Raw genomic sequence first — 21,886 nt, 5'->3', positions numbered from 1 at the left:
ACGGAGGGCTCACAGGCCGAGGTAGATCCGCCGTACCCGGGTGTCCTGGCTGAGTTCCTCGGAGGTGCCGGTCATGGCGACGCTGCCGTTCTCCATGACGAGGCAGTGACTCGTCGCGCCGAAGGTGAGTTTGGCGTTCTGCTCGACGAGAAGGAGGCTCAGTCCCTCCTCGCGCAGTCGTTTCAGCGCGCTCAGGATCTCCCCGACGAGCTTGGGCGAGAGCCCCATGGACGGTTCGTCGAGGAGGAGGATGCGCGGCCCCGCCATCAGGGCGCGGCCGATGGAGAGCATCTGCTGCTGTCCGCCGGAGAGCGCGCCGGCCAGCCGTCCGCCCATCTCGCCCAGTACGGGGAAGAGTTCGTGCACCTCGGCCAGCGTGGCCCGGGTCTCGGCGTCCCACCGGCGGGCGTACGCGCCGAGCAGCAGGTTCTTCTCCACGCTCAGGCCGGGGAACACATGCCGGCCCTCCGGTACGTAGCCGATGCCGTGCCGCACCATGTCGCGGGCCCGTACCCGGGTCAGGTCGTGTTCGCCCAGAGTGATGCGTCCGCCGCCCCGCGGTACCAGTCCCATCAGGGCCTTGAGCGTGGAGGTCTTGCCCGCGCCGTTGGCGCCGATGATGCCCACCGACGCCCCGGGCGCCACGCTGAAGCTGATGGAACCGACCGCGCGGACTCCGCCGTAGTGCACGGACAGGTCGTCGACGGCGAGGGTGGCCGGTGTGCCGGTGTCGGGTGCGGTCGTTCGCCGGAAGGGGATCGTCCTCATCGGGTCGCCTCCTTCGAAGCCTGCGGAGGCGAAGCCCGCGGAGGCCCCGGCTCAGGTCGCGGGACGTCCGCCATCGCCGAATCCCCGAGATACGCCTCGATGACCTCGGGAGCGGCCACCACCTCGGCCGGTGTGCCCTCCGCGATGACCCCGCCGCTGGAGAGCACGGTGACGCGCTCGCACAGCGACATCACCAGGCCCATGTTGTGCTCGATGAGGACGACTGTCGTGCCGCTGTCCCGGATGGACCGCACGATGCAGACGAGTTGCCGTACCTCCTCGCCGTTCAGTCCGGCGGCCGGCTCGTCGAGCAGCAGCAGCCGGGGCCGGGCGGCCATGGCGCGGGCGATCTCGATGCGCCGCTGGATGCCGTAGGGCAGGGAGCCGGGCGCCGCCTCGGCGAAGTCGGTGAGCCCGAAGCGTTCCAGGAGTTCCTGGGCCCGGCGGCGCAGTCGCCGTTCGCGGCGGACGACTCCCGGCTGCCACAGCGCGTACTGCCAGATGGTGTGTGTCCTGGTGCGGTCGAGTGCGACGAGGATGTTCTCCCGGACCGTCAACTGGCCGAACAGGCGCAGGTTCTGGAAGGTGCGGGCCACGCCGAGGAGGGAGAGGGTGTAGGGGCGGGCGGTGGTGGTGGCGCGGCCGGCGAACCGCACCTGGCCCGAGGTGGCCCGGTAGAAGCCGCTGATCACGTTGAACAGGGTGGTCTTGCCCGAGCCGTTGGGTCCTACGATGCCGCGGATCTCGCCGGGGGCGACCGTGAGGGAGACGTCGTCCAGGGCGCGCAGTCCGCGGAAGTCCTTGGTGACCGACCTGATGTCGAGCAGGGGCCCGGCAGCGGAGGAAGGGCGCTCGACGGCCTCGTACGGCTGGAAGGGACGCAGCCCGGCACGGTCGTCCGCCTCGCCAGGGCTGCGCCCGCGTCGCCGTCGGTTCACGAACTCCCGTGCGCGGGACGGGATTCCGGCGAGTCCGGTCGGTGCGAAGACGACCATGAGGACGACCACCACGCCGTATCCGAGCTGTGCGTAGGTCGAGAAGTCGGAGAGCCACTCGCGGATCAGGGTCAGCCCGATCGCGCCGACCACACAGCCGACGAGCGAGCGTCTGCCGCCGATGACGACCATGGCGAGCAGGATGAACATGTTGCCGATGGAGAAGGTCTCCGGGGCGACATAGCGGATGAGGCCCGCGTACAGCACTCCGGCCAGGCCCCCGTACAGGCTGGCGAGCAGGAACGCGGTCATGCGCAGCAGGGGGATCTCCGCCCCCATGGCGCCCGCGGCCAGGGAGTCGTCGCGCATCGCGCGCAGCCGTCGCCCGAGCGAGGTCCGGACGACGAAGAGTCCGAAGCCCAGGCCGAGCGCGCAGACCACCAACTCCAGGTAGTAGTACAGGTATTCGCTGGACAGGTCGATGCCGGGCAGGGTGGGCAGCGGGATGCCGGAGATCCCGTCGGCTCCCCCGGTGACGGAGGCGTTGGTGATCCAGTTGATGAAGCCGAGCGCCAGACCGAGGGTGACGATCCCCAGATAGTGGGACTGCATGCGCAGGGCGGGGATGCCGACGAACAGGCCCGTCGCCACGGTCGCGAACACCGCGATCACGGCCGCCGCCCAGAACCCGTATCCGGAGTCGGTGGTCAGGATGGCGAGGGTGTACGCGCCCACGCCGAAGAACGCCACCTGCGCGAGGTTGATCTGCCCGGAGATGCCCATGGCCAGGCCCATGCCGATGGCCAACAGGACATAGATGAGCGCGATGTTGACGACATGGATGGGGTAGCTGCCCAGGCCGTACGGCAGCAGCCAGGCGGCGACCGCCAGGGCCCCGAGTGTTCCGGCACGGAACTTCACGCGCGGCTCACCGTCCTCTCCCCGAAGACGCCCATCGGGCGGATCATGATGGCGGCGGTGAAGACCAGGAAGGTCACGAGCACCGAGTAGCCCTGGAAGTGGCCGGCCGCGTAGGAGTCCAGGACGCCGATCGCGAGGCCGCCGACGACCGCGCCGGGGATGGAGCCGAAGCCGCCGAGCATCGCGGCGGCGAAGCCCTTGATGCCGAGCGCGCCGCCGAGTGAGGCGTCGACGTACAGCATCGGTCCGACGAGACCACCCGCGAGGGCGGCGAGGCCCGCGCCGATGGAGAAGGCGAGGGCGTTGCTGCGGCCGACATCGATGCCGACCGCGGTGGCCGCCTCGTGGTCCATGGCGACGGCCTGCATGGCAGCACCGCGCTTGGTACGTGCGAGGAACCAGGCGAGGCCCAGCACCGCGAGGGCCGCGACGGCCATCACCAGCAGGTCGTACGTGCGCACGCGCACCCCGAACAGGTCGAGCGGGGCGGCCGGGACGGGTGAGCGGACCGCCCGTCCTGTGGTGCCCCAGATCAGGATGGCGACGGCCTGGAGGACGATGCCGAAGCCGATCGTGCCGATCAGCATCAGGTCGAAGTCCTTGTTCTCCAGGGGTCGTAGCACCCGCTCGATGACCAGGCCGATCGCGGCGGTGACCGCGATGGCGACGGCCATGGCGACGGCGAAGGGCAGTTCGTGGGTCAGGTAGAAGGTGGAGGCGGCGTAGGCGCCGATCATGGCGATGTCGGCGTGGGCGAAGTTGACCAGGCCCATGGTGCGGTAGACCAGGGAGAATCCCATGGCGACCAGGGCGTAGACCGCTCCGAGGCTCAGGCCTCCGACGAGTGTCTGCAGTGTCTCCTGCACTTCGGTGCTCCCAGTGCTCCCGGTGCTCTCGATGCCTACTGCTGCGGAACGAGTTCGCCGTCGCGGATGACTCCGATGGTGGTCCTGGTGATGCCGACGCCCGACTCGTCGTACCGGAAGTCGCCGAGCAGGCCCTTGTACCGGGTGTCGCGGATGGCGTCCGCGAGTTCCTCGCCGCTCGCTCCGTTGCTGGTCCTCAGCGCGGTCAGCAGGATGTTCGCCCCGTCGTAGGCCTTGGCGCCGTGCAGTTCCGCCTCCTTGCCGTAGGCGTCCTCGTACGCGGCGGCGAACTTCTTCGAGGCGTCGCTGACGTCGTTGCTGAGGTAGGGCGAGCTGACGATGGTGCCTTCGACGGCGGCCTTGCCGGCGGTGTCGATGAAGACGGGGGTGCCCTGGGGGGCCGCGCCCGCGAAGGGGGCGGCGATGCCCAGGTCCCGGGCCTGCTTGACGATAAGCCCCGCTTCGACCTCCTCCGAGCCGATGAAGATCACCTCCGGCTTCGTGGACCTGATCTTCGTCAGGGCCGCGCTGAACTCCTTCTGGTCGGTGGTGACCACCTGGTCGGTCGACGGGGTCACACCGAGGTCCTTCACGGCCTTCAGGAACGCGTCGTGCTCGCCCTTCCCGAAGGAGCCGTTGTTCGTGATCATGGCGATCTTCTTGAAGCCCTCGTCCTTCACCAGGTGCCGGGCGAGCGTCGAGTCGTAGGTGGTGCTGGTCGGCCCGTTGAGGAAGAGGTACGGGCTCTTCAGCGCGACCAGGCCGTCGGACTGGCCGGAGGTGATGTTGGGGATCTTCGCCTGCTGGAGCACAGGACCCATGGCGATGGTCACCGCGCTCTCCGCCGTGCCGATCATGGCGACGTACTTCTCGCTGTCCAGTCTGCGGGCGATGTTGGTGCCGGTGGTCGGGTCGCCCTGGTCGTCGAAGAGCTTCAGCTGGATCTTGCGGCCGTCGACACCGCCCTTCTCGTTCCACTCGTCGACGGCGAGCTTGGCACCCTTGTACTCCCAGTCGCCGAGCGAACTCAGCTGTCCGCTCTGCGCGTTGACGACGGCGACCTTGATGGGTCCGGAGGATGCCTTGGTGTCGTCGTCCGATTCTCCGGGCGCGCTGCACGCGGTGAGGGCGGCGGCCAGCGCGGAGGCGGCGCAGACGGCGGTCCGGGTCGTGGTGCGCATGCCGGTGCGTGGTCGTGGGGTGCTGCTGCGGGTCATGGGGTCACCTCGTTGTGAGCGGACGGTGAGCGGACGGTGAGCGGACGGGAAGGTGCGGGGCGGTGCAGGGCGGTGCGGCGAGAGGCGGTCAGTCGGCGAAGGACCCGCGGTAGATGTCCTTGATGTTCCAGTGGCCCGGCGTTGGCACAGGTTCGTTGACCATCGGTACGTCGATGACGGCGGGCCTGCGCCGGGCGACCGCGTCGGCGAGCGCCTTGGACAGGTCGGCGGGGGCGGTGACCGTGTGTCCGTCGGCACCGCAGGACCGCCCGAACGCCGCGAAGTCCGGGCTGTAGGGCCGGCCCTCGGCATCGGTGAACTCGCAGCCGTAGGACCGGCCGAACGACGAGGTCTGCAGGTCGGCGATGGTGCCGTGGGCCCGGTTGTTCATCACCACGAAGATGACGGGCAGGCCCTGTTCGACGGCCATCGGCACCGCGGGCAACTGCGCGCTCATCCCGCCGTCGCCGATGAGCGCGACCACCACGCGGTCCGGCTGGGCCAGTTGCACGCCGACCGCCGCGGCCGGGCCGAAGCCCATGGTCGAGGCTCCTCCGGGGGTGATGAAGCGCCCCGGGTCGGGGAGTTCGTAGCACTGGGCGACGCCGTTCTTGTTCCAGCCGACGTCGGTGACGAGCACCGCGTCGTCCGGTAGCGCGTCGCGCAGGTCGGCGAGGATGCGCTGGGGCCGCAGAGGGAAGTTGTCGCTGCGGCCGTCCTCGCGGGCGGTGTCGAAGACGGCCCGGCGGGCGGCGGCGACGGTCTCGCGCAGGCCCTTCCTCACCAGAGGTTCGGGCCGGACGGACCGTACGGCGGCGCCGATGGCCCGCACCGCGTCGCCGACATCCGCGACCGCGCCGATCTCGACGGGGTAGTTGCGGCCGATCTCGGCGGGGTCGATGTCGATCTGGATGAGTTTGCTGGGCGGACTGTGCCTGTCGCCGGGCGGACTGTGCCTCGCGCCGAAGGTCCAGGTGTACGCCGGGTCCCACGAGCTGGCGTCGGTCTCCGCGAACCGGGTGGCCAGCGCGAGGACCACATCGGCGCCCCTGGTGTACGCGTGGGTGGTCTCCAGGCCCCAGAAACCCGGCATGCCGAGCAGCAGGGGGTGGCTGTCGGGCAGGACGCCCTTGCCCATCAGGGAGTGGGCGAGCGGGATGTCGAGGTGCTCGGCGAGGGCCGACAGTGCCTGGCGGGCGGCCGGTTCACGCAGTCCGCCGCCGAAGTAGATCAGCGGGCGTTCGGCGTCCAGGAGTGCTCGGGCGATGCGTTCGGCGGTGTCCCGGTCGAGGCCGGGGAGCGCGGCGCCGCCGGGCAGTGGGTACGCGTCGTCGTACTCCTCGACCTGTCGGCTGAGCAGGTCCATCGGGATGTTGACGAGCACGGCCCCGGGCCGCCCGGAGGTCGCGGTCCAGAAGGCGCGCTCGGTCGTACGGGCCAGATCCTGGACGCGGCGCACGTGCCAGGTGCGTTTGGTCAGGGGCCGGTAGATCGCGCTCTGGTCGGCGTCCGCGTGGAGGTTGACCTCCTGGTGCGGATGACGGCCGGCGTAGTAGGAGGGGATGTCGCCGGAGATGACGATCAGCGGGATCGAGTCGAGGGCGGCGGTGGCCACCCCGGTGACCGCGTTCATCATGCCGGGGCCGACGTGGGTGAGCAGGACGCCGGGTTTCCCGGAGGCACGGGCGTAGCCGTCGGCGGCGTGTGCGGCTGCCTGTTCATGGCGGGCGATCACGAAGTGGACCGGGCTGGGGCCGAGCGCGTCCAGCAGGGCGATGTTGGTGTGGCCGCAGGTGCCGAAAACGTACTCGACTCCGTACGACTCCAGTTGGGCGACCAGGGCTTCGGCGGCGGTCACGGTCATGCGGTGCTCTCCCCTTCGATGGACGTCGTGTCGCCCCAGACGGACAGGTCGCGGAGCATGAGGGTCTTGACGACCGTGTAGTCGTCGATCATCGAGCGGGGTGTCTCGCGGCCGAAGCCGGAGTCCTTGACCCCGCCGAAGGGGATGTGGTCGAGGCGGTGGTTGGAGGTGCCGCCGACGATCAGCGCGCCGGTCTCCAGTTCGCGCCAGGCGGTGATGACGCGGCCCAGGTCACGGGTGAACAGCCCTGCCTGCAGGCCGTAGCGGCCGGCGTTGCAGGTGGCGACGACCGCCCCGAAGTCGTCGTACGGGAGCACGGCGACCAGTGCCCCGAAGACCTCGTGGACCACGACCGAGGAGTCCGGCGCGGGGTCGGCCACGACGGTGGGCGCCGCGGTGGCGCCGTCCCGGGTGCCGCCGCGCAGTACGCGGGCGCCGGAGGCGACGGCCTCGGCCGACCAGCGCACGACGCGCTCGGCGGCCTCCTCGTCGACCATCGAGCCCACGTCGGTGGCCGGGTCCAGCGGGTCACCGACCTGCAGGGTGTCGACGGCGGCCGTGAAGGCGTCGAGGAAAGCGGCGTAGCGGGAGCGGTGGACGTAGACGCGCTGGACGGAGATACAGCTCTGGCCGGAGTTGCTGTATCCGGCGCGGGCGCACTCCTTGGCGGCCCGCCCGATGTCGGCGTCCTCGCAGACGATCGTCGCGGCGTTCCCGCCCAGTTCGAGGACCAGTCGCTTGGCCCCAGCCGCGCGGGCGACGGCCCGGCCGGTCGCGGCGCTGCCGGTGAAGCTGATGACCGCCACCTCGTCGGCCGCGCACAGCATCGCGCCCACCTCGGCGCCGCCGTGCAGCAACTGCACCCCCTGCGGGGGCATGCCGGATTCCAGGAGGAGCGCCACGATCGCGGCGGTGGAGGCCGGTGCCTGGGGCGGGGCCTTGACGAGGGTGGTGTTCCCCGCGGCGAAGGACGCGCCGAGTTTGTGCGCGAGGAGGTTCGCGGGAGCGTTGAACGGGGTGATGGTGAGGGCGACCCCGGCCGGGGCGCGGTAGGTGAAGGCGGTGTTGCCGACGCCTCGTGCCCAGCCCGCGACGGGCAGGGTCTCGCCGCCGATGCGCCGTGCCTCCGAGGCGCACACGGCGAAGGTGTCGGCGACCCGGTCGATCTCGCCGAGCCCGTCCTTGACCGGTTTGCCCAGTTCCAGGGCGAGGAGGCGGGCCAGCCCCTCGCGGTGGGCGGACGCGGCGCGGGATGCTCGTTCCAGGACGTCGGCGCGCAGTGCGGGGGCGAGCCCGGCCACCGTACGGGCCGAGGAAAGTGCCAACGCGAGGGCGCGGGAGATCTCGTCCCCGGTCGCCGTCGAGGTCCGGCTGACAACGCGGCGCAGGTACGGGCCCGTTCGGGTCGACACCGGTCCGCTGCCGCCCCATCGGCCGGCGACGTAGGGAGGTGCTTCGACCACCGCCGCGTCCAGGCCGGCCTTGAGAAGGGAATCGAGCATGAGATCTCCCAGGAAACCGCTGAGTGGTACTGGTGGACTGCTCTGTGGGTCGGCGTGTAACGTACGGGCGCCAACTCGCGGTGACAAGAGGGCCGTTCGAGGAAGTTACGAAGCAGAGGAGGAAGGCGCGTGAGCGGGACCGACCATGAGCGGGCGGCGGCCGAGGCGACCGGAGTGCGCAGTGTGCGCAGGGCTCTGGACATCCTGGGACTGCTGACCGAGGATCAGCCGACGGTCACGCTCAGGGAGATCGTCGACGCCACCGGGCTGGCCAAGACCACGGTGGTCCGCATGGTGCAGACCCTTGAGCAGTGCGGTCTGCTCTGGGACACCCCGGCCGGCTACACCGCGGGCCCCGGCCTGTGGCGCTGGGCGCACCTCGCGCACACGAGCTGGGAACTGCCGCGCGAGACACGCAAGTTGATGCGTGAGCTGGCCGAGGAGCAGCAGGAGACGGTCAATCTCTTCATGCTGCGCGGACTGTCCCGCGTCTGCGTGGCACAGCAGGAGAGCCCGCAGCCGCTGCGTCATGTCGTACGGGTCGGCGACGAACTCCCGCTGTGGGCGGGCGCCTCGTCGAAGATCCTGCTGCGTACGGCTCCCGATGCCCTGCTGCACCGGATCGCCGCGGGCTCCCCGCACGGCGAGGGGCACGCCAGGCAGTTGCGGGTGTGGGCGGATCTGGCGGCGGAGCGGGGCTTCGCGGTCAGCCGGGGCGAGCGCGACGAGGGGCTGACGGCCGTCGCCGTACCCGTCGTGGGGCGCGGTGGGGCCGTGGTGGCCTCGCTCTCGCTCAGCGGGCCGAGCCACCGCTTTCCCGAGTCCGTCGTCGAGCGGTTCGCCACATCGCTCGCCGAGGTCGCCCGGCGGATGTCGGAGCAGGGCTTCGACCATCCGCTCAGTCCGACGAAGTGAACCAACGACCGCGGGACCCGCTCGAACCGCTGTGACCGCAGAAGGAGCCGGTGCATGCCCGAACGACCGCTCTCAGGAATCCGCGTACTCGATCTCACCAATGTGCTCGCAGGGCCGTACTGCAGTTACCACCTCATGCTCCTCGGAGCCGAGGTCGTCAAGGTCGAACAGCCGGGCAGGGGCGATCTCGCACGGAGTCTCGGGCCCGATCCCGAACTGAACCGGTCCGGTATCGGCGCCTCGTTCCTCGCCCAGAACGCCGGCAAACGATCACTCGTACTCGACCTCAAGGACCCCGGCGACCGGACCGACTTCGAGGAACTGCTGTGCGGGGCTGACGTCCTCCTGGAGAACTTCCGGGCCGGCGTACTGGCCCGGATGGGATACGGGGCCGACCGGCTGCGGGAGCTGAATCCGCGGCTGGTCAGCTGTGCGATCACCGGCTTCGGGCAGTCGGGGCCGATGAGTGCCGCTCCCGCCTACGACCAGATCATCCAGGGGCTCTCGGGGATGATGAGCATCACCGGGACCACCGACACCGCCCCGCTCAGGGTGGGCTTCCCGGTGTGCGACTCGCTGGGCGGTCTCGGCGCGGCCCTCGCGATCAGTGCGGCCCTGGTCGGACGGGAGAGGACCGGACACGGGGCCCGGCTGGACGTCTCCATGCTGGAGGTCTCCCTCTCCGCGATGGGCTGGGCCGTCTCCAACTACCTGGTCAGCGGCGTCGATCCGGAGCCGATGGGCGACCAGAACGCCACCGCGGCGCCTTCGGGGACCTTCGAGACCGCCGACGGTGGGCTGAACATCGCGGCCAACCGGCAGGAGCAGTTCGTCACGCTCTGCCGTCTCGCCGGGCTGCCCCGGCTGATCGACGACCCCAGGTTCGCCGAGCGGGAGGCACGGAAACTGCACCGCGCGGAACTCAACTCCGCACTCAACGCGGCGTTGCGCGAAAGGACCGCTCTGGAGTGGGAGGCCATGCTGTCCGCGGCCGGGGTCCCGGCGGCCCGCGTCCTGACCGTCCCCGAGGCCGTCGAGCTGGAACAGCTGGCACACCGCGGCTTCTTCACGGATCTGCCCTATCCGGACGGGTCGGGCCGCACGCTGAGAGTCAGCGGCAACGGTGTACTGGTGGACGGTGAGGCGCTCTCGCCTGACACCCCGCCTCCGCTGCTCGACCAGCACGGCGAGGAGCGGGAGCGGCTGATCGCCCGCTGGCGGGCGCACCGCCACACCACCGGGGCCCGGGCGTCATGACGGCGGCCGGGCCGCAGGACGGCCTGGTCGCCCAGTGGTGGGCCACCGCCGTCAGCCGGGTCGAGCCCGGCATCATCGAACTGCGCGAACACCCGGTACAGGACCTGATCGGCCACGCGACCTTCGTCGAGACGATCTGGCTGATGCTTCGCGGTGAACTCCCCCGTGCCGAGCAGGCCGGACTCCTGGAGGCCGCCCTGGTGGCCGGCGTCGACCACGGCCCGCAGGCCCCCTCCATCGCCGCCGCCCGGATGGCCGCCACCTGTGGGGTGGGACTCAACAGTGCCGTGGCCACCGGGGTCAACATGCTCGGCGATGTGCACGGCGGGGCCGGCCAGCAGTGTGTGGAACTACTGAGCGAGATCGTAGAACGGTACGGCAGGGGTGCCGCGCAGCCCACTCAGGGGGCCGAACGGCCTGCCCGGGACGCGGAGTTCGAGGTCGCCGTGGCGGAGGTCGTCGGCGAGTGGCGAGCCCGTTCGCGCTACCTCCCCGGCTTCGGTCACCGCTTCCACCCCCGCGATCCGCGCCGCGACCCGCTGCTCGCCCTGGTGGACCGGGCCGTGGCGGACGGTCTGGTGGAGGGCGCCCATCTGCGGGCGGCCCGTGCCGTGGAGGAGCTGCTCAACCGCGGGCGCGAGAAAAGCAGGCCCGTGCCCATGAACATCGACGGTGCCACGGCCGTCATCTACGCCGAACTGGGCTTCGCCGCACCACTGGCCCGCGGGCTGTTCGTGCTCAGCCGCAGTGTCGGCATCCTGGCGCACGCCTGGGAGGAGACCGGGCAGGGACGTCGCAACAAGAGCCCCATGCCGCCTTCCATGGTCCCGGTCCATCTGGTGGCACCAACAGCACTTCCGTAGCCCCTGGTCGGCTTCCTGGTCGACCCTGACGGCTCGCCTGGTCGACCCTGACGGCTCGAAAATCCCCTGTCACGTGTCTTGTCATGGACGCATGCCCGTCCCTAACGTGACCTCCCATCGCGCGAACCCATTCTGCGGCTTGCGCGAACCATCTAGCGGACCTTGATCGAATCGAGAATCGAGGGAACTGAACGATGGAAAGACGCACCTTCCTCCTGACGGCCGCGGCGGGCGGCACCGCCGGCGTCCCCACCCTGGCGTCCACCGCCGAAGCGGCCCCCGGCAGCACCCCGAACGGCGCCGCGAACGCGGCCCCGGACCTCGCGCTCCCGGTCCCCCGGCAGTCCGCCGCGCTTGGCACCACCGGCGCCGACTGGCCCAAGGTGGGCGGCAATTACGCCAACCAGAACCACTCCACGCTGCAGGACATCACCGCGCGGAACGTCAAGCGGCTCGGCGGGGCCTGGCACATCAACCTGGAGGGCGGCTCCACCGGCGCGTACCAGCAGTGCACGATCGTCGTGCTGAACGGTGTGCTGTACGTCGAGACCACCCAGCAGAACGTCTTCGCGATCGACGGCAGGACGGGTGAGGTGATCTGGCGGACCAGCCTCGGCACCGAGACCACCAACATGCGCGGCGTCGCCGTCGCCGAGGGCAAGGTCTTCACCATCTCCGGCGCGAACATCGTGTACGCCCTCGATCAGCGGACCGGCGCGGTCGTCTGGCGGAAGCCGCTGATCGTCGACGACAACGGCGGGGACGACGGCTGCGACAACGACAGCGGTCAGTGCGGCGGCAACAGCGGCGGCCTCGCGGGCGCGGTCGTGCACTGGGACGGCCTGGTCTACATCGGCACCGAGGGTTCGACCGCCGGCGCCCGCGGACGCGGGTACGCGCTCGACGCCCGGACCGGCGCCGTCGTGTGGACCTTCTGGGGTCCGCCGGGACCCGGCGAGTACGGACACGACACCTGGGAGGGCGACTCCTGGAAGACCGGCGGCGCCGTCCCCTGGATCCACCCGGCCGTCGACCCCGAACTCGGCCTCGTCTACTGGACCTTCGGCAACCCGTACCCTCGTACGGACGGGTCCTCGCGCGGCGGCGACAACCTCTTCGCCAACTCGATCGTCGCCATCGACGCCAAGACCGGCAAGCGGCGCTGGCACTTCCAGTCGGTCCACCACGACATCTGGGACGCCGACAACGTCATGGCACCGGTGCTCGCCGACCTCCTCGTCGACGGCAGCAAGCGCAAGGTCGTCGTCTACGGCTCGAAGACCTGCTGGTACTACGTACTCGACCGCCGTACGGGTGAGGCCGTCCACGGCATGGAGGAACGGCCGGTCCCCCAGCACACCCTGCAGAAGACCTCCCCCACCCAGCCCTTCCCCGGCGGCGAACCGTTCGTGTCCCCGTACCCGGAGCTGGACAAGACGACCCGGCCGGTGCCCTTCTATCCGACGGGCGGCCTGTACGAGGTCTTCTGGGACCGGGCCACCATCCTCTTCCCCGGAGCGGGTGGCGGAGCCGACTGGGGCTTCCCCTCCTTCAGCCCCAGGACCGGACACGTCTACGTCGGCTACGGGCTCGTGAACTCCTCCTACTCCAACACCCGCGGCGGTCGCGTCAACACGGCCCGGCCCCTCGGTGAGCTGTTCGGCGGCGGTCTGGTCGCGATGGACCCGCGGACCAACACGGTCGCCTGGCGCAAGGAGGGACCGTGGTCGCTGGCCCACGGCAACGGCGTCCTCACCACCGCCGGCCGCCTCCTCTTCCAGGGCCGCCCGGACGGCGTCCTCGAAGCGATGGACGACACCGACGGGCAGACGCTGTGGACCTGGCAGTGCGGCGCCGGAGTCAACACCGTCCCGGTCTCGTACGAGATCGACGGCGAGCAGTACATCGCCGTGCTCGCCGGAGGGAACGGGCTCCCCTTCCCCGACATCCCGCGGGGCGACCACCTCTGGGCGTTCAAGCTCGGCGGCAAGGTGGGCCAGGCTCCCGCGCCCACTCCCCCGTCCCGCCGCAACCAGATCCGTACCGCCGCCGTGACCGGCGCCGCGGCACGCGACACCGTCACGCTCGGCCGCGTCTGGAGTGCCGCGACGGGCACACCCGGCGCGACCGAGAACACGGTCGCCCAGAACGCCATGGCGCCCCAGCACCTGACGGTCCCGGCCGGCACCGCCGTCACCTTCACCAACCCCGCCGACAACACCCGGGCCCATGGCGCGGTCGCCTTCTTCGACGCGGAGTTCGACACCGGGCTGCTCATGCCGGGCCAGTCGTACACGTACACCTTCGGCAGCCCCGGCGAGTACTTCTACAACGACCCGGCCTTCCCCCAGTCCACCGGCAAGATCGTCGTCCGGTGAACCGCCGTTCAGTGAATGGCCGTTCAGGTCATGGCCATTCAGTTCATCGCCGTGCAGTGCATCGCCGTCCAGGGAGAGGGCCGGTCACCATGACACCCAGAACGCGTGCGGCGCGTACGGCCGTGTCCGTGGTCGCCACCGTCGGCGCCACGCTCCTCGTCGCACTGGCCGCCTTCTTCGGGCTGCAGCAGCAGGGGGACGCGCGGGACGGAGGCGCGCCGACAGGTGCTCAACGCACGAACAGCGCTGCGGAGTTGGGTAGTCCGGACTACGGCGTCTGCCGTGGTGTGAGCGCCAAGTGCTACCACGACTGGGGGAACTTCTCCCCAGGCACCGACGGGTACCGAGTGCTCCTCTACACGCGGACCGCCGGACCCCGCCACGCGAACCTCGGTCCCGCACTCGGCGCCGGACTCAATCCCGCGCTCGCCGACACCAATGTCGCCCAGAACGCGCTCGTCGAGATGGGCAGGGAGCACGGCTTCACCGTCGACTGGACCGAGGACGTCAGCCAACTCGCCACGCCCGCAAGGCTCTTCCGGTACAACGCCGTCGTCTTCCTCTCCACCAGCCGCGACGCCCTCGACGATGCCGCGCAGACCTCCCTGCGCCAGTACATCCGCGGCGGCGGTGGTTTCGCCGGAATCCACAACGCGTTCGGCACGGAGTACAACTGGCCCTGGTACGAGGGTCTGCTGGGCGGCGCCAACTTCTACGACCACGGCCCCGCGCAACGCGGCGAGGTCGTCGTACAGAACCGGCGCGACTCCTCCACCGCCGGTCTGCCGGCCCGCTGGGACTTCAGCGACGAGTGGTACAACCTCGTCCCGGCCCCTTCGAAGGTCCGCGTCCTGGCCACCGTCGACGAGTCCACGCTCGCCGGGGGCGTCACGGGCAATCAGGGGCACCCCGGCCATGGCAGGCACCACCCGGTCGCCTGGTGCCAGTACTACGACGGCGGACGTGCCTGGCTCACCACCCTCGGCCATGACGCCGACGCCTTCTCGACGGACGGCTCGTTCCCCGGTGCCGAGCAGTTCCGGAAACTGATCCTCGGCGGCATCGAGTCCGCCATGGGCAGGGAGCCGTTCTGCCGGGCGGACTGACGCACTCCTGCGCGTTACCTGTTGGCCCATTCGCCGAATCCCCGTGCATCCTGCAAGGAAAACGTGGAAGAAGGCGAAGATGAGATCTTCCATGGATGACGGGATCGTTGCCGACTTCTACGACTTCGAGGCCGCGCTGTCGGACGAGGAACGCAAGATCCTGCTGAAGACGCGCGCGTTCATGCACGACGAGGTCAAGCCCCTGGTGAACGAGAACTGGGCCGCGGGCACCTTTCCCAAGGAGCTGATCACCAAGTTCCGGGAGAGCGGCCTCGTAGGACTGTCGTACGAGGGCTACGGCGAGCACCGTCCCGCGGTGAGTCACCTGCTGACCGGGATGATGGCGCTGGAGATGAGCCGGGTGGACGCGTCGGTCGCCACGTTCTTCGGCGTGCACACCGGCCTGGCCATGTACTCCGTCCTCGCCGGTGGCAGCCAGGAGCAGCGTGACCGCTGGCTGCCCGGCATGGCCGCCATGGACACCATCGGGGCCTTCGCCCTGACGGAACCGCTCGACGGATCCGACGTCGCGGCCGGTATGGGCACCACGGCCGAGCGGCGGGGCGACACCTGGGTCCTCAACGGCGCCAAGCGCTGGATCGGCAACGCCACCTTCGCCGACCATGTCGTGGTCTGGGCGAGGGACCTCGCGGACGACCAGGTCAAGGGGTTCGTGGTCGGCGGGGGAACGCCGGGCTTCGTCACGGAGAAGATCGAGAACAAGATCTCCCTGCGCATCGTCGAGAACGCGGACATCACCCTGACCGATGTCAGGGTGCCGGAGGCCGACCGGCTCCAGAACGTCGAGTCCTTCCGCGACGTCGCGGAGGTGCTGCGCGCCACCCGCAGCGGCGTCGCCTGGCAGGCACTGGGTGTGATGATCGGCGCGTACGAGCTGGCGCTCGCCTATGCCACCGAACGCGAGCAGTTCGGCCGGCCGCTCGCCGGTTTCCAGCTCGTGCAGGACCTGCTGGTCAAGAGCCTCGGCAACATCACCGCCTGTTGGGGCATGCTGCTGCAGCTCGCGCGGCTGCAGGACTCGGGTGTGTTCAAGGACGAACACTCCTCACTGGCCAAGGCCCACGTCACGGCACGTATGCGCGAGGTCGTCGGCTGGGCCCGGGAGATCTTCGGCGGCAACGGAATCGTGCTGGACTACGACGTCGCCCGCTTCTTCTCGGACGCGGAGGCCATCTACTCCTTCGAGGGGACGCGGGAGATGAACACGCTCATCGTCGGGAAGGCGGTCACCGGCGAGAGCGCGTTCGTCTGAGGCCTGATGTCCTCGGGTCCGATGTCCTGGGGCACCCGATGTGCTGGGGCCCGGTGTACTGGGGCCTGGTGTGCTGGGGCCTGGTGTGCTGGGGCTCGATGTCCTGGAGCCTGGTGTCCTGGGGCCTGGTGTCCTGGGGCCTGGTGAGAAGACGGCGATCTCCTGCCTGTAATACTCGCCCAATGAACCGGAGCATTACAGGCAGGAGTGGCGCGATCTCGGTACGGCGGGCCACCGCGCGGGACGCCAAACGGCTCACGCGGCTCGTGCGCGGCTCACGCGCCTACGAGGGCCAGTACGCGGCCATGGTGGCGGGCTACCGGGTGGGCCCCGACTACATCGAGACCCACCGCGTGTTCGTGGCGGTCGCCGCCACGGAGGGACACGAAGGCCAGGTACTCGGGTTCTACTCGCTCGTTCTGGCCCCGCCCGAGCTGGACCTGATGTTCGTCGCCGAGCAGGCACAGGGGCGCGGGGTGGGACGGCTGCTCGTGGCACACATGACGGCTGAGGCCCGTGCGGCCGGGCTCGACCGTGTCCGTGTGGTGTCCCATCCTCCCGCCGAGGGTTTCTACCGCAGCGTGGGCGCGGTGCACGTCGGGATCGCGCCGGCGACGCCGCCCGCGGTGGTGTGGGACCGGCCCGAGCTGGAGTTCCGCATCCCTACTTGCCAGTAGGCTTGCCGGTAACTTCTGCGACTTCTGCGCCCACGGAGAGAGTGCCCATGCCCCGCACGTTCACCGTCACTCGTGACATCCTGGTCGAGGCGTCACCGGCGACGGTGTACGACCAGGTCAGCCGGCTTTCGCAGATGGGCCGCTGGAGCCCCGAGAACCTCGGCGCGACCGTCCCTGGCGGGGACGCTCCGGCCCAGGTCGGAATGGTCTTCGAGGGGCACAACAAGCGTCGCGGGTTCCGCTGGACGACCCGCTGCACGGTCACCGCGGCGGATCCCGGCCACCGCCTCGCCTTCCGCGTCCACGCCATCGGCATCAGGCGTCCCCGCCTCAAGGCGCCCATCGCCACGTGGGAGTACCGGTTCGAGGCGGAGGGCGGCGGCACCCGGGTGACGGAGACCTGGACCGACGACCGACGCTCCTGGCCGACGCCCGTGGCCGACGTCTTCGACCGCGTGGCCACCGGCGGCAAGACCTTCGCCGTCTTCCAGGTCGGCAACATCGACAGGACCCTGCGCAACCTCAAGCGAGAACTGGAGGCACAGGCACGCCCTTGACGGCCTTAACGGGGTTGACGGGGTTGACGGCCTTGGTAGCCGGCGGCCGGCGGCCGGTTCAGGCTGTCAGTTCTGTTGGTCATGTCAGTTCTGTCCGCGGGGACGCGACGGAGCTGAGGTCGTGGCGGATGTACCACTCGGTGGAGAGCAGCCGCGCCCGGTCGGACGCCGGGAGACCGGCGATCAGCGCCGGGACGGCTCCCCTTTCCACTTCGGTGCGGTGGGCCAGTACAGCGGCGACCTTCTGCTCCAGCCAGGGGCCGACGTCGACGGTCGCGGTGATCCACTCGTCCGGCACGCTGCGCATCGTCCTGCCCCTGGGCGCCAGGTGTCCGCCCCACGCCCGGACCGCCGAGTGCGGGTGCGTGGCCAGGTACAGGGCGCCCGGCTGCCAGGGTTCGCCGGCGTCCGGATAGAGCCGCTCCAGGCCGGCCGCCCGCACGGCGAGCGTCGTCACCCGGTGGGTGTGGACATGGTCCGGATGGCCGGTCAGCCCGCCGTAGGCGTCATGGGTGACCACGATCTCCGGGCGGAACTCCCTCAGGTGCGCGACCAGTTCGCCCACCGTCCGGTCGAGCGGCGCGTCACAGAACCGCGCCCTGCCGGGTGCCGACCGCGGGACGCGCGCGTCGGCGTGGCCGAGCAGCCGCGGAGCACCGGCGCCGAGGATTCCGAGCGCCTCGGCCAACTCCGCGGCACGCCCGGTGTCCGGGGCCCACGTCGCCGTGACCACCGTGACGGGCGCGCCCGCCGCGGCGTGCCGCGCGAGCACTCCGCCCGCCGACAGGGACTCGTCGTCCGGGTGGGCGAACACCGCGAGCAGACTCGGCGTGGTCATGGCACCTCAGGCGTTCTCGTTGCGTGAGGCACGTCGGCGCAGCCAGAGCGGCAGCGCGTACCAGCACAGGCCGAAGTACAGCATCACCCCGGCGACGAGGAACTCCGCTATGAGGCCCGGCAGAACAACGCGCAGGATGAGCAGCAGCGTCGAGCCGATGGTGAGGGCGAGCAGGGCCATTCCGAACATCATCAGCCGGTGGGCGGTCTCCACCAGCTCGTCCTTCATGCGCTGGCCGGACAGGAAGCGGTGGATCGAGACCGGGGCGATGAGGGAACCGGTGGCCGCCGCGCCGAGGACTACGGTGACCACGTAGATCGTCCGGTCGATGGTCCCGAGGTCCCGGAACCCGGCGGTGAAGGCCACGCTGAGCAGGAAGCCGAAAAGGATCTGTACGCCGGTCTGCGCGACCCGGGTCTCCTGGAGGATCTCGTTCCAGCGACGGTTCGCCTGCTCTCCCGGCGCCTCCGCATGCTCCCGGGCGTCCCTGGGTTCGGAGACCTCGGGAACCTCGGAGGCAATTGTGGGGGCGGGTGGGTCCGTCACGGCCATGATGTCCTCCACACATACGCGGTACGGATGCGGATACGGGCTTGGATACGAGTACGGGTACGGGGCACGGGCCGTGTGCGGCACGTCGGAGAATGCCGCATACCCCGCATGGCCTGCGTCAAGCCCGCTCGCCCCGGAGGCAGTTGACACACTGGCAGCGCGCACAGCACCGGGCGGCCCCGTCGGCCGGTCGGGAGCGGCCCGGTCACCCGTCGCGTGTGGGAGGGGAGCGCGCGGGTAACCGGGCCCTGCCGATCCGTCCGGTTCGGCGCCGAACCGACCACGAAAGGCGGCCCCGTGTCCGCATCCCTGGTGGAGACCGTCGACATCCAAGCCCCTGTTTCCGTCACCTGGGCCCTGTGGAGCGATGTGACGAGGTGGCCGTCCTTCCTCAGCCACGTACGGCTGGTGGAGCCCCTGGACGAACGGCGATTCGCCTGGCAGCTGTCCCTGCCGGGGGCGGACAAGAACTTCGTCGCCGAACTGGCCGAGGTGGTCCCCGAGGAGCGGATCGCCTGGCACACCGTCGAGGGCGTGCATCACGCGGGAGTTGTCACGTTCCACCGCCTCAGCGACACGTCGAGCCGCGTCACCCTGCAGATCGAGTACGACCCGAAGGGTTTCGTCGAGCGCCTGGGCGCCCTGACCAATCTGGACTCGGCGCTCGCCAACTACGACCTCGGCGAGTTCCAGAAACTCGCCGAGACCGCCGCGTCGGCCTGACCGCGCCACCCTCGGCCCGGCGCTGCGCCGGCCGACCCCAGGCGCTGTACCGGTGTCCGGCCGGTGTCAGGCGCTGTACTGGTGTGCTGGATAGGTCAGGTATCCGGCGTCGCCGCCCTGGTAGTAGGTCGCCTCGTCGACGGGGGCGACGGGGACACCCGTGCGCAGGCGTTCCACGAGGTCGGGGTTGGCGATGAAGGCGCGGCCGAAGCTGATGAGGTCGGCGCCCAGACCGAGCCAGTGGTCGGCGTCCGACCGGCCGGTCTGCCTGGGCCCCATGGGGAGGACCGGGTTCATGACGAGGGTGCCGGGCCAGGCGCGGCGAAGTTCCACCAGCACCTCTTCGTCCGTGGTCGCCTCGATGTGCACGTACGCCACGTCCAGCCGCGCCAACTCGCCGAGCAGGGCGGTGTAGAGCTCCGTGACGTCCGTCTCCTCCACTCCCCAGAAGGTCCCGCCCGGGGAGAGCCGGATGCCGGTGCGCGCCGCGCCGACGGCCTCGACGGTCGCGGACACCGCCTCGACGGCGAACCTGATCCGGTGGGCCACGGAGCCGCCGTAGCGGTCCGTCCGCAGGTTGGCGTTGGAGGAGAGGAACTGCGAGATCAGGTATCCGTTGGCGCCGTGCAGTTCCACGCCGTCGAATCCCGCGTCCACGGCTCGGCGGGCCGCGTCCGCGTAGGAGCGGGCGTGCTCCGGCACCTCTGAGGTCTCCAGTGCGCGGGGCACGGGCGCGGGCTGGGGTCCGGTCGGTGTGAACACGTCGCCGACGGCGGCCACGGCCGACGGGCCGACCGGTTGTGTGCCGATGGTGTCGGGGTGCGAGACGCGCCCGCCGTGCATGAGCTGGGCGAAGATCCGTCCGCCGTTGGCGTGCACGGCATCCGTCACCGGCCGCCACGACGTCTGCTGCTCATCGGTGTGCAGGCCCGGCGTCCCCGGGTTGGACTGCCCTATCAGGCTGGGCTGGACTCCCTCGGTCACGATCAGTCCGGCGCTCGCCCGCTGAGCGTAATAGGTGGCCATCGACGGCGTGGCCAGACCGCCGGCAGCGGCCCTCACCCGGGACATGGGGGCCATCACCACTCGGTTGGGCAGCGTCAGGGCACCGAGGTCGTAACGCTGGAACAGGCTCGTCACTTGCGACTCCTTCGCGATCCGTGGCCCGGGTACCGGGCACAACGGTTACGCTAAAACCTGACATTGACGTCAGGGGCAAGTTCTGTGACCCAGGTAACAGCGGAACGCGGGGAGAGCGGGGAGAAGCGCATGCGTATCGGAGAGCTCGCCGAACGGGCCGGTGTCAGCGTCCGGTCGCTGCGCTACTACGAGGAACAGAAGCTGCTCACCAGCACCCGCAGTGCGAGTGGACAGCGGCACTACACGAACGACGACATCGAACGCGTCAGGTTCCTCCAGAACCTCTACGCGGCCGGCCTGTCCAGCCGGACCATCGCAGAGCTGCTCCCCTGCGTCGACTCCCCCAGCGAGGACAACCAGGACGCCGCCCTCGACCGCATGGACCAGGAACGCGACCGGCTCACCACGCACATCGCGGAACTCGTCCAGGCCCGCGACGCCCTGGACCAGTTGAGGGTCTCGGCCCGGGCGTACCGCGACCAGCTCCAATCGGCCACTGCCTCCGTCTGACCGCACTGTGCCACTGACGGCCCGATTCCGTCTGCCACCGCCGGGTCACGCACGGCCGGCGGTCGCGCGGAACGTCACTTGGATTCGATCCGGCCCAAGGGGGCCACATCCTCCGAGAGCGCCTTGCGCACCGCTGTCCAGCTGTCGTCCTCCATGCCGAGCGCATGCCGGAGGTAGGCCCAGGTGGCCCGCTGCAGCAGGGCGACCCGCCCGGGGTTCTCGTCCGTCGTCTCCTGGACCTCGTATCCGGCGATCCCGCCGAGCGAGTGTTCCGCCCCGAACAGGGTGAGCAGACTCTTGTCGCCCGGACTCAGGAAGTACGGGTCGGCGAGCCACTCCGGCCCCCGGACGGACAGCGGGGAGTCGTCCCGGTCCCCGGCGACCACGAGGGCCGGTGCGGTCATGTTCTCGAAGCTCGGGTTCATGAACGGGAAGTGCTCGGCTGCGAACGGCGTCAGGTCGGCTCCGCCCTTTCCCGCCGTGGCGAGCAGCACGCCCGCCTTGATCCGCGCGTCGGACAGGTCCACTTCCTCCTTGCTCGTCGGATCCAGGACCCGCAGGCCCAGCAGATTGCCCGCGGTCTGACCGCCGAAGGAATGCCCGGCGGCGGCGATACGGGTCCGGTCGAGGCGACCTCCCAGACCGGGAACGGCCGCTTCCAGCAGATCGAGCCGGTCGAGAACCAGCTTCATGTCCTCGACGCGGTGACGCCAGATCCGCGGCGTACGAGGGTCGTCCTGGGCAAGGCCCACCGTGCGGGAGTCGAGGTGGGTCGGCTGGACGACGACGAAACCGTGAGCGGCCCAGAAGTCGGCCAGGGGGCCGTAGCCGTCGAGCGACGACCCGAAACCGTGCGAGAGAACGATGATCGGCAGCGCACTCCCGGTCACCGGCGCGGAGATCCTCACCCGGAGGTCTTCGCCACGGCCGGGCGCTGCCAGTGTCACCGGCTTCACCGAGAGGACGGGGGTGGGTGCGAGTTCCGGTACGGATACCCGTGCGGATACCGGTGCGGATGCGGGTG

Annotated in this window: 20 protein-coding genes; 10 read left to right on the top strand and 10 right to left on the bottom strand. The window is 70.2% G+C overall.

Annotated features, from left to right (window positions below; all coding sequences use genetic code 11):
- Window positions 1–9: 9 nt before the first annotated feature.
- The 6 genes from ACIOKD_RS25830 to ACIOKD_RS25805 form a co-directional block, all read right to left on the bottom strand.
- Window positions 10–768, bottom strand: a complete 759-nt coding sequence (locus tag ACIOKD_RS25830; protein ID WP_402088409.1) for an ABC transporter ATP-binding protein — start codon at window positions 766–768, stop codon at window positions 10–12.
- Window positions 765–2,624 (bottom strand): ATP-binding cassette domain-containing protein, encoded by a 1,860-nt coding sequence (locus ACIOKD_RS25825; protein WP_402088407.1) that lies wholly within the window; start codon window positions 2,622–2,624, stop codon window positions 765–767. Before ACIOKD_RS25825 ends, ACIOKD_RS25830 begins: the two co-directional genes overlap by 4 nt.
- Window positions 2,621–3,490: a branched-chain amino acid ABC transporter permease gene (locus tag ACIOKD_RS25820; RefSeq protein ID WP_402088404.1), complete on the bottom strand. Its 870-nt coding sequence runs from the start codon at window positions 3,488–3,490 to the stop codon at window positions 2,621–2,623. Before ACIOKD_RS25820 ends, ACIOKD_RS25825 begins: the two co-directional genes overlap by 4 nt.
- Window positions 3,491–3,525: 35 nt before the next feature.
- Window positions 3,526–4,707 carry an ABC transporter substrate-binding protein gene (locus ACIOKD_RS25815; RefSeq protein WP_402088401.1) on the bottom strand — a complete coding sequence of 394 codons (1,182 nt, stop codon included), beginning with the start codon at window positions 4,705–4,707 and terminating at the stop codon, window positions 3,526–3,528.
- A gap of 88 nt (window positions 4,708–4,795) precedes the next feature.
- Window positions 4,796–6,571, bottom strand: a complete 1,776-nt coding sequence (locus ACIOKD_RS25810) for a thiamine pyrophosphate-binding protein (RefSeq protein ID WP_402088398.1) — start codon at window positions 6,569–6,571, stop codon at window positions 4,796–4,798.
- Window positions 6,568–8,073 carry an aldehyde dehydrogenase family protein gene (locus tag ACIOKD_RS25805; protein WP_402088395.1) on the bottom strand — a complete coding sequence of 502 codons (1,506 nt, stop codon included), beginning with the start codon at window positions 8,071–8,073 and terminating at the stop codon, window positions 6,568–6,570. Before ACIOKD_RS25805 ends, ACIOKD_RS25810 begins: the two co-directional genes overlap by 4 nt.
- A 129-nt stretch (window positions 8,074–8,202) precedes the next feature.
- Here ACIOKD_RS25805 and ACIOKD_RS25800 point away from each other — a divergent pair, with 129 nt between their 5' ends.
- From ACIOKD_RS25800 to ACIOKD_RS25765, 8 genes are all read left to right on the top strand, one after another.
- Window positions 8,203–8,988, top strand: a complete 786-nt coding sequence (locus ACIOKD_RS25800) for an IclR family transcriptional regulator (RefSeq protein ID WP_402088393.1) — start codon at window positions 8,203–8,205, stop codon at window positions 8,986–8,988.
- Between the two features lie 54 nt (window positions 8,989–9,042).
- A complete protein-coding gene (locus ACIOKD_RS25795) occupies window positions 9,043–10,245 on the top strand; it encodes a CaiB/BaiF CoA transferase family protein (RefSeq protein WP_402088390.1) in 1,203 nt (400 codons plus the stop codon).
- A complete protein-coding gene (locus ACIOKD_RS25790; RefSeq protein ID WP_402088387.1) occupies window positions 10,242–11,108 on the top strand; it encodes a citryl-CoA lyase in 867 nt (288 codons plus the stop codon). The genes ACIOKD_RS25795 and ACIOKD_RS25790 overlap by 4 nt, the downstream gene beginning before the upstream one ends.
- A 194-nt stretch (window positions 11,109–11,302) precedes the next feature.
- Window positions 11,303–13,486: a PQQ-binding-like beta-propeller repeat protein gene (locus ACIOKD_RS25785; RefSeq protein ID WP_402088384.1), complete on the top strand. Its 2,184-nt coding sequence runs from the start codon at window positions 11,303–11,305 to the stop codon at window positions 13,484–13,486.
- Between the two features lie 89 nt (window positions 13,487–13,575).
- Window positions 13,576–14,592, top strand: coding sequence for a ThuA domain-containing protein (locus tag ACIOKD_RS25780; RefSeq protein ID WP_402088381.1), 1,017 nt, complete (start codon window positions 13,576–13,578; stop codon window positions 14,590–14,592).
- A 91-nt stretch (window positions 14,593–14,683) separates the two neighbouring features.
- A complete protein-coding gene (locus ACIOKD_RS25775) occupies window positions 14,684–15,865 on the top strand; it encodes an acyl-CoA dehydrogenase family protein (RefSeq protein ID WP_402088379.1) in 1,182 nt (393 codons plus the stop codon).
- Window positions 15,866–16,047: 182 nt separating this feature from the next.
- Window positions 16,048–16,542 (top strand): GNAT family N-acetyltransferase, encoded by a 495-nt coding sequence (locus tag ACIOKD_RS25770; protein ID WP_402088376.1) that lies wholly within the window; start codon window positions 16,048–16,050, stop codon window positions 16,540–16,542.
- Window positions 16,543–16,589: 47 nt separating this feature from the next.
- Window positions 16,590–17,099 carry an SRPBCC family protein gene (locus ACIOKD_RS25765; RefSeq protein WP_402088373.1) on the top strand — a complete coding sequence of 170 codons (510 nt, stop codon included), beginning with the start codon at window positions 16,590–16,592 and terminating at the stop codon, window positions 17,097–17,099.
- A 79-nt stretch (window positions 17,100–17,178) separates the two neighbouring features.
- Here the strand turns inward: ACIOKD_RS25765 and ACIOKD_RS25760 are convergent, their stop codons facing one another.
- Together ACIOKD_RS25760 and ACIOKD_RS25755 are read right to left on the bottom strand one after the other, a co-directional pair.
- The gene (locus tag ACIOKD_RS25760) at window positions 17,179–17,937 is read right to left on the bottom strand and encodes a PIG-L deacetylase family protein (RefSeq protein WP_402088371.1); all 759 of its coding nucleotides are present in this window, start codon (window positions 17,935–17,937) and stop codon (window positions 17,179–17,181) included.
- Between the two features lie 6 nt (window positions 17,938–17,943).
- Window positions 17,944–18,489 (bottom strand): DUF6328 family protein, encoded by a 546-nt coding sequence (locus ACIOKD_RS25755; protein WP_402088368.1) that lies wholly within the window; start codon window positions 18,487–18,489, stop codon window positions 17,944–17,946.
- A 297-nt stretch (window positions 18,490–18,786) separates the two neighbouring features.
- Between ACIOKD_RS25755 and ACIOKD_RS25750 the strand changes: the two genes are divergently transcribed.
- A complete protein-coding gene (locus tag ACIOKD_RS25750) occupies window positions 18,787–19,212 on the top strand; it encodes an SRPBCC family protein (RefSeq protein WP_402088365.1) in 426 nt (141 codons plus the stop codon).
- Window positions 19,213–19,278: 66 nt separating this feature from the next.
- Here ACIOKD_RS25750 and ACIOKD_RS25745 read toward each other — a convergent pair whose 3' ends face one another.
- Window positions 19,279–20,352: an alkene reductase gene (locus ACIOKD_RS25745; RefSeq protein WP_402088362.1), complete on the bottom strand. Its 1,074-nt coding sequence runs from the start codon at window positions 20,350–20,352 to the stop codon at window positions 19,279–19,281.
- Between the two features lie 129 nt (window positions 20,353–20,481).
- Here ACIOKD_RS25745 and ACIOKD_RS25740 point away from each other — a divergent pair, with 129 nt between their 5' ends.
- Window positions 20,482–20,862, top strand: coding sequence for a MerR family transcriptional regulator (locus ACIOKD_RS25740; protein WP_402088359.1), 381 nt, complete (start codon window positions 20,482–20,484; stop codon window positions 20,860–20,862).
- Window positions 20,863–20,936: 74 nt separating this feature from the next.
- Here ACIOKD_RS25740 and ACIOKD_RS25735 read toward each other — a convergent pair whose 3' ends face one another.
- Window positions 20,937–21,818: an alpha/beta hydrolase family protein gene (locus ACIOKD_RS25735; protein ID WP_402088749.1), complete on the bottom strand. Its 882-nt coding sequence runs from the start codon at window positions 21,816–21,818 to the stop codon at window positions 20,937–20,939.
- Between the last annotated feature and the right edge of the window lie 68 nt (window positions 21,819–21,886).

The organism is Streptomyces sp. NPDC087844, assembly GCF_044742785.1.
Taxonomy (GTDB): domain Bacteria; phylum Actinomycetota; class Actinomycetes; order Streptomycetales; family Streptomycetaceae; genus Streptomyces.
The sequence above is the reverse complement of the archived record's forward strand: the minus strand, read 5'-3'. Positions and strand labels throughout refer to the sequence as shown.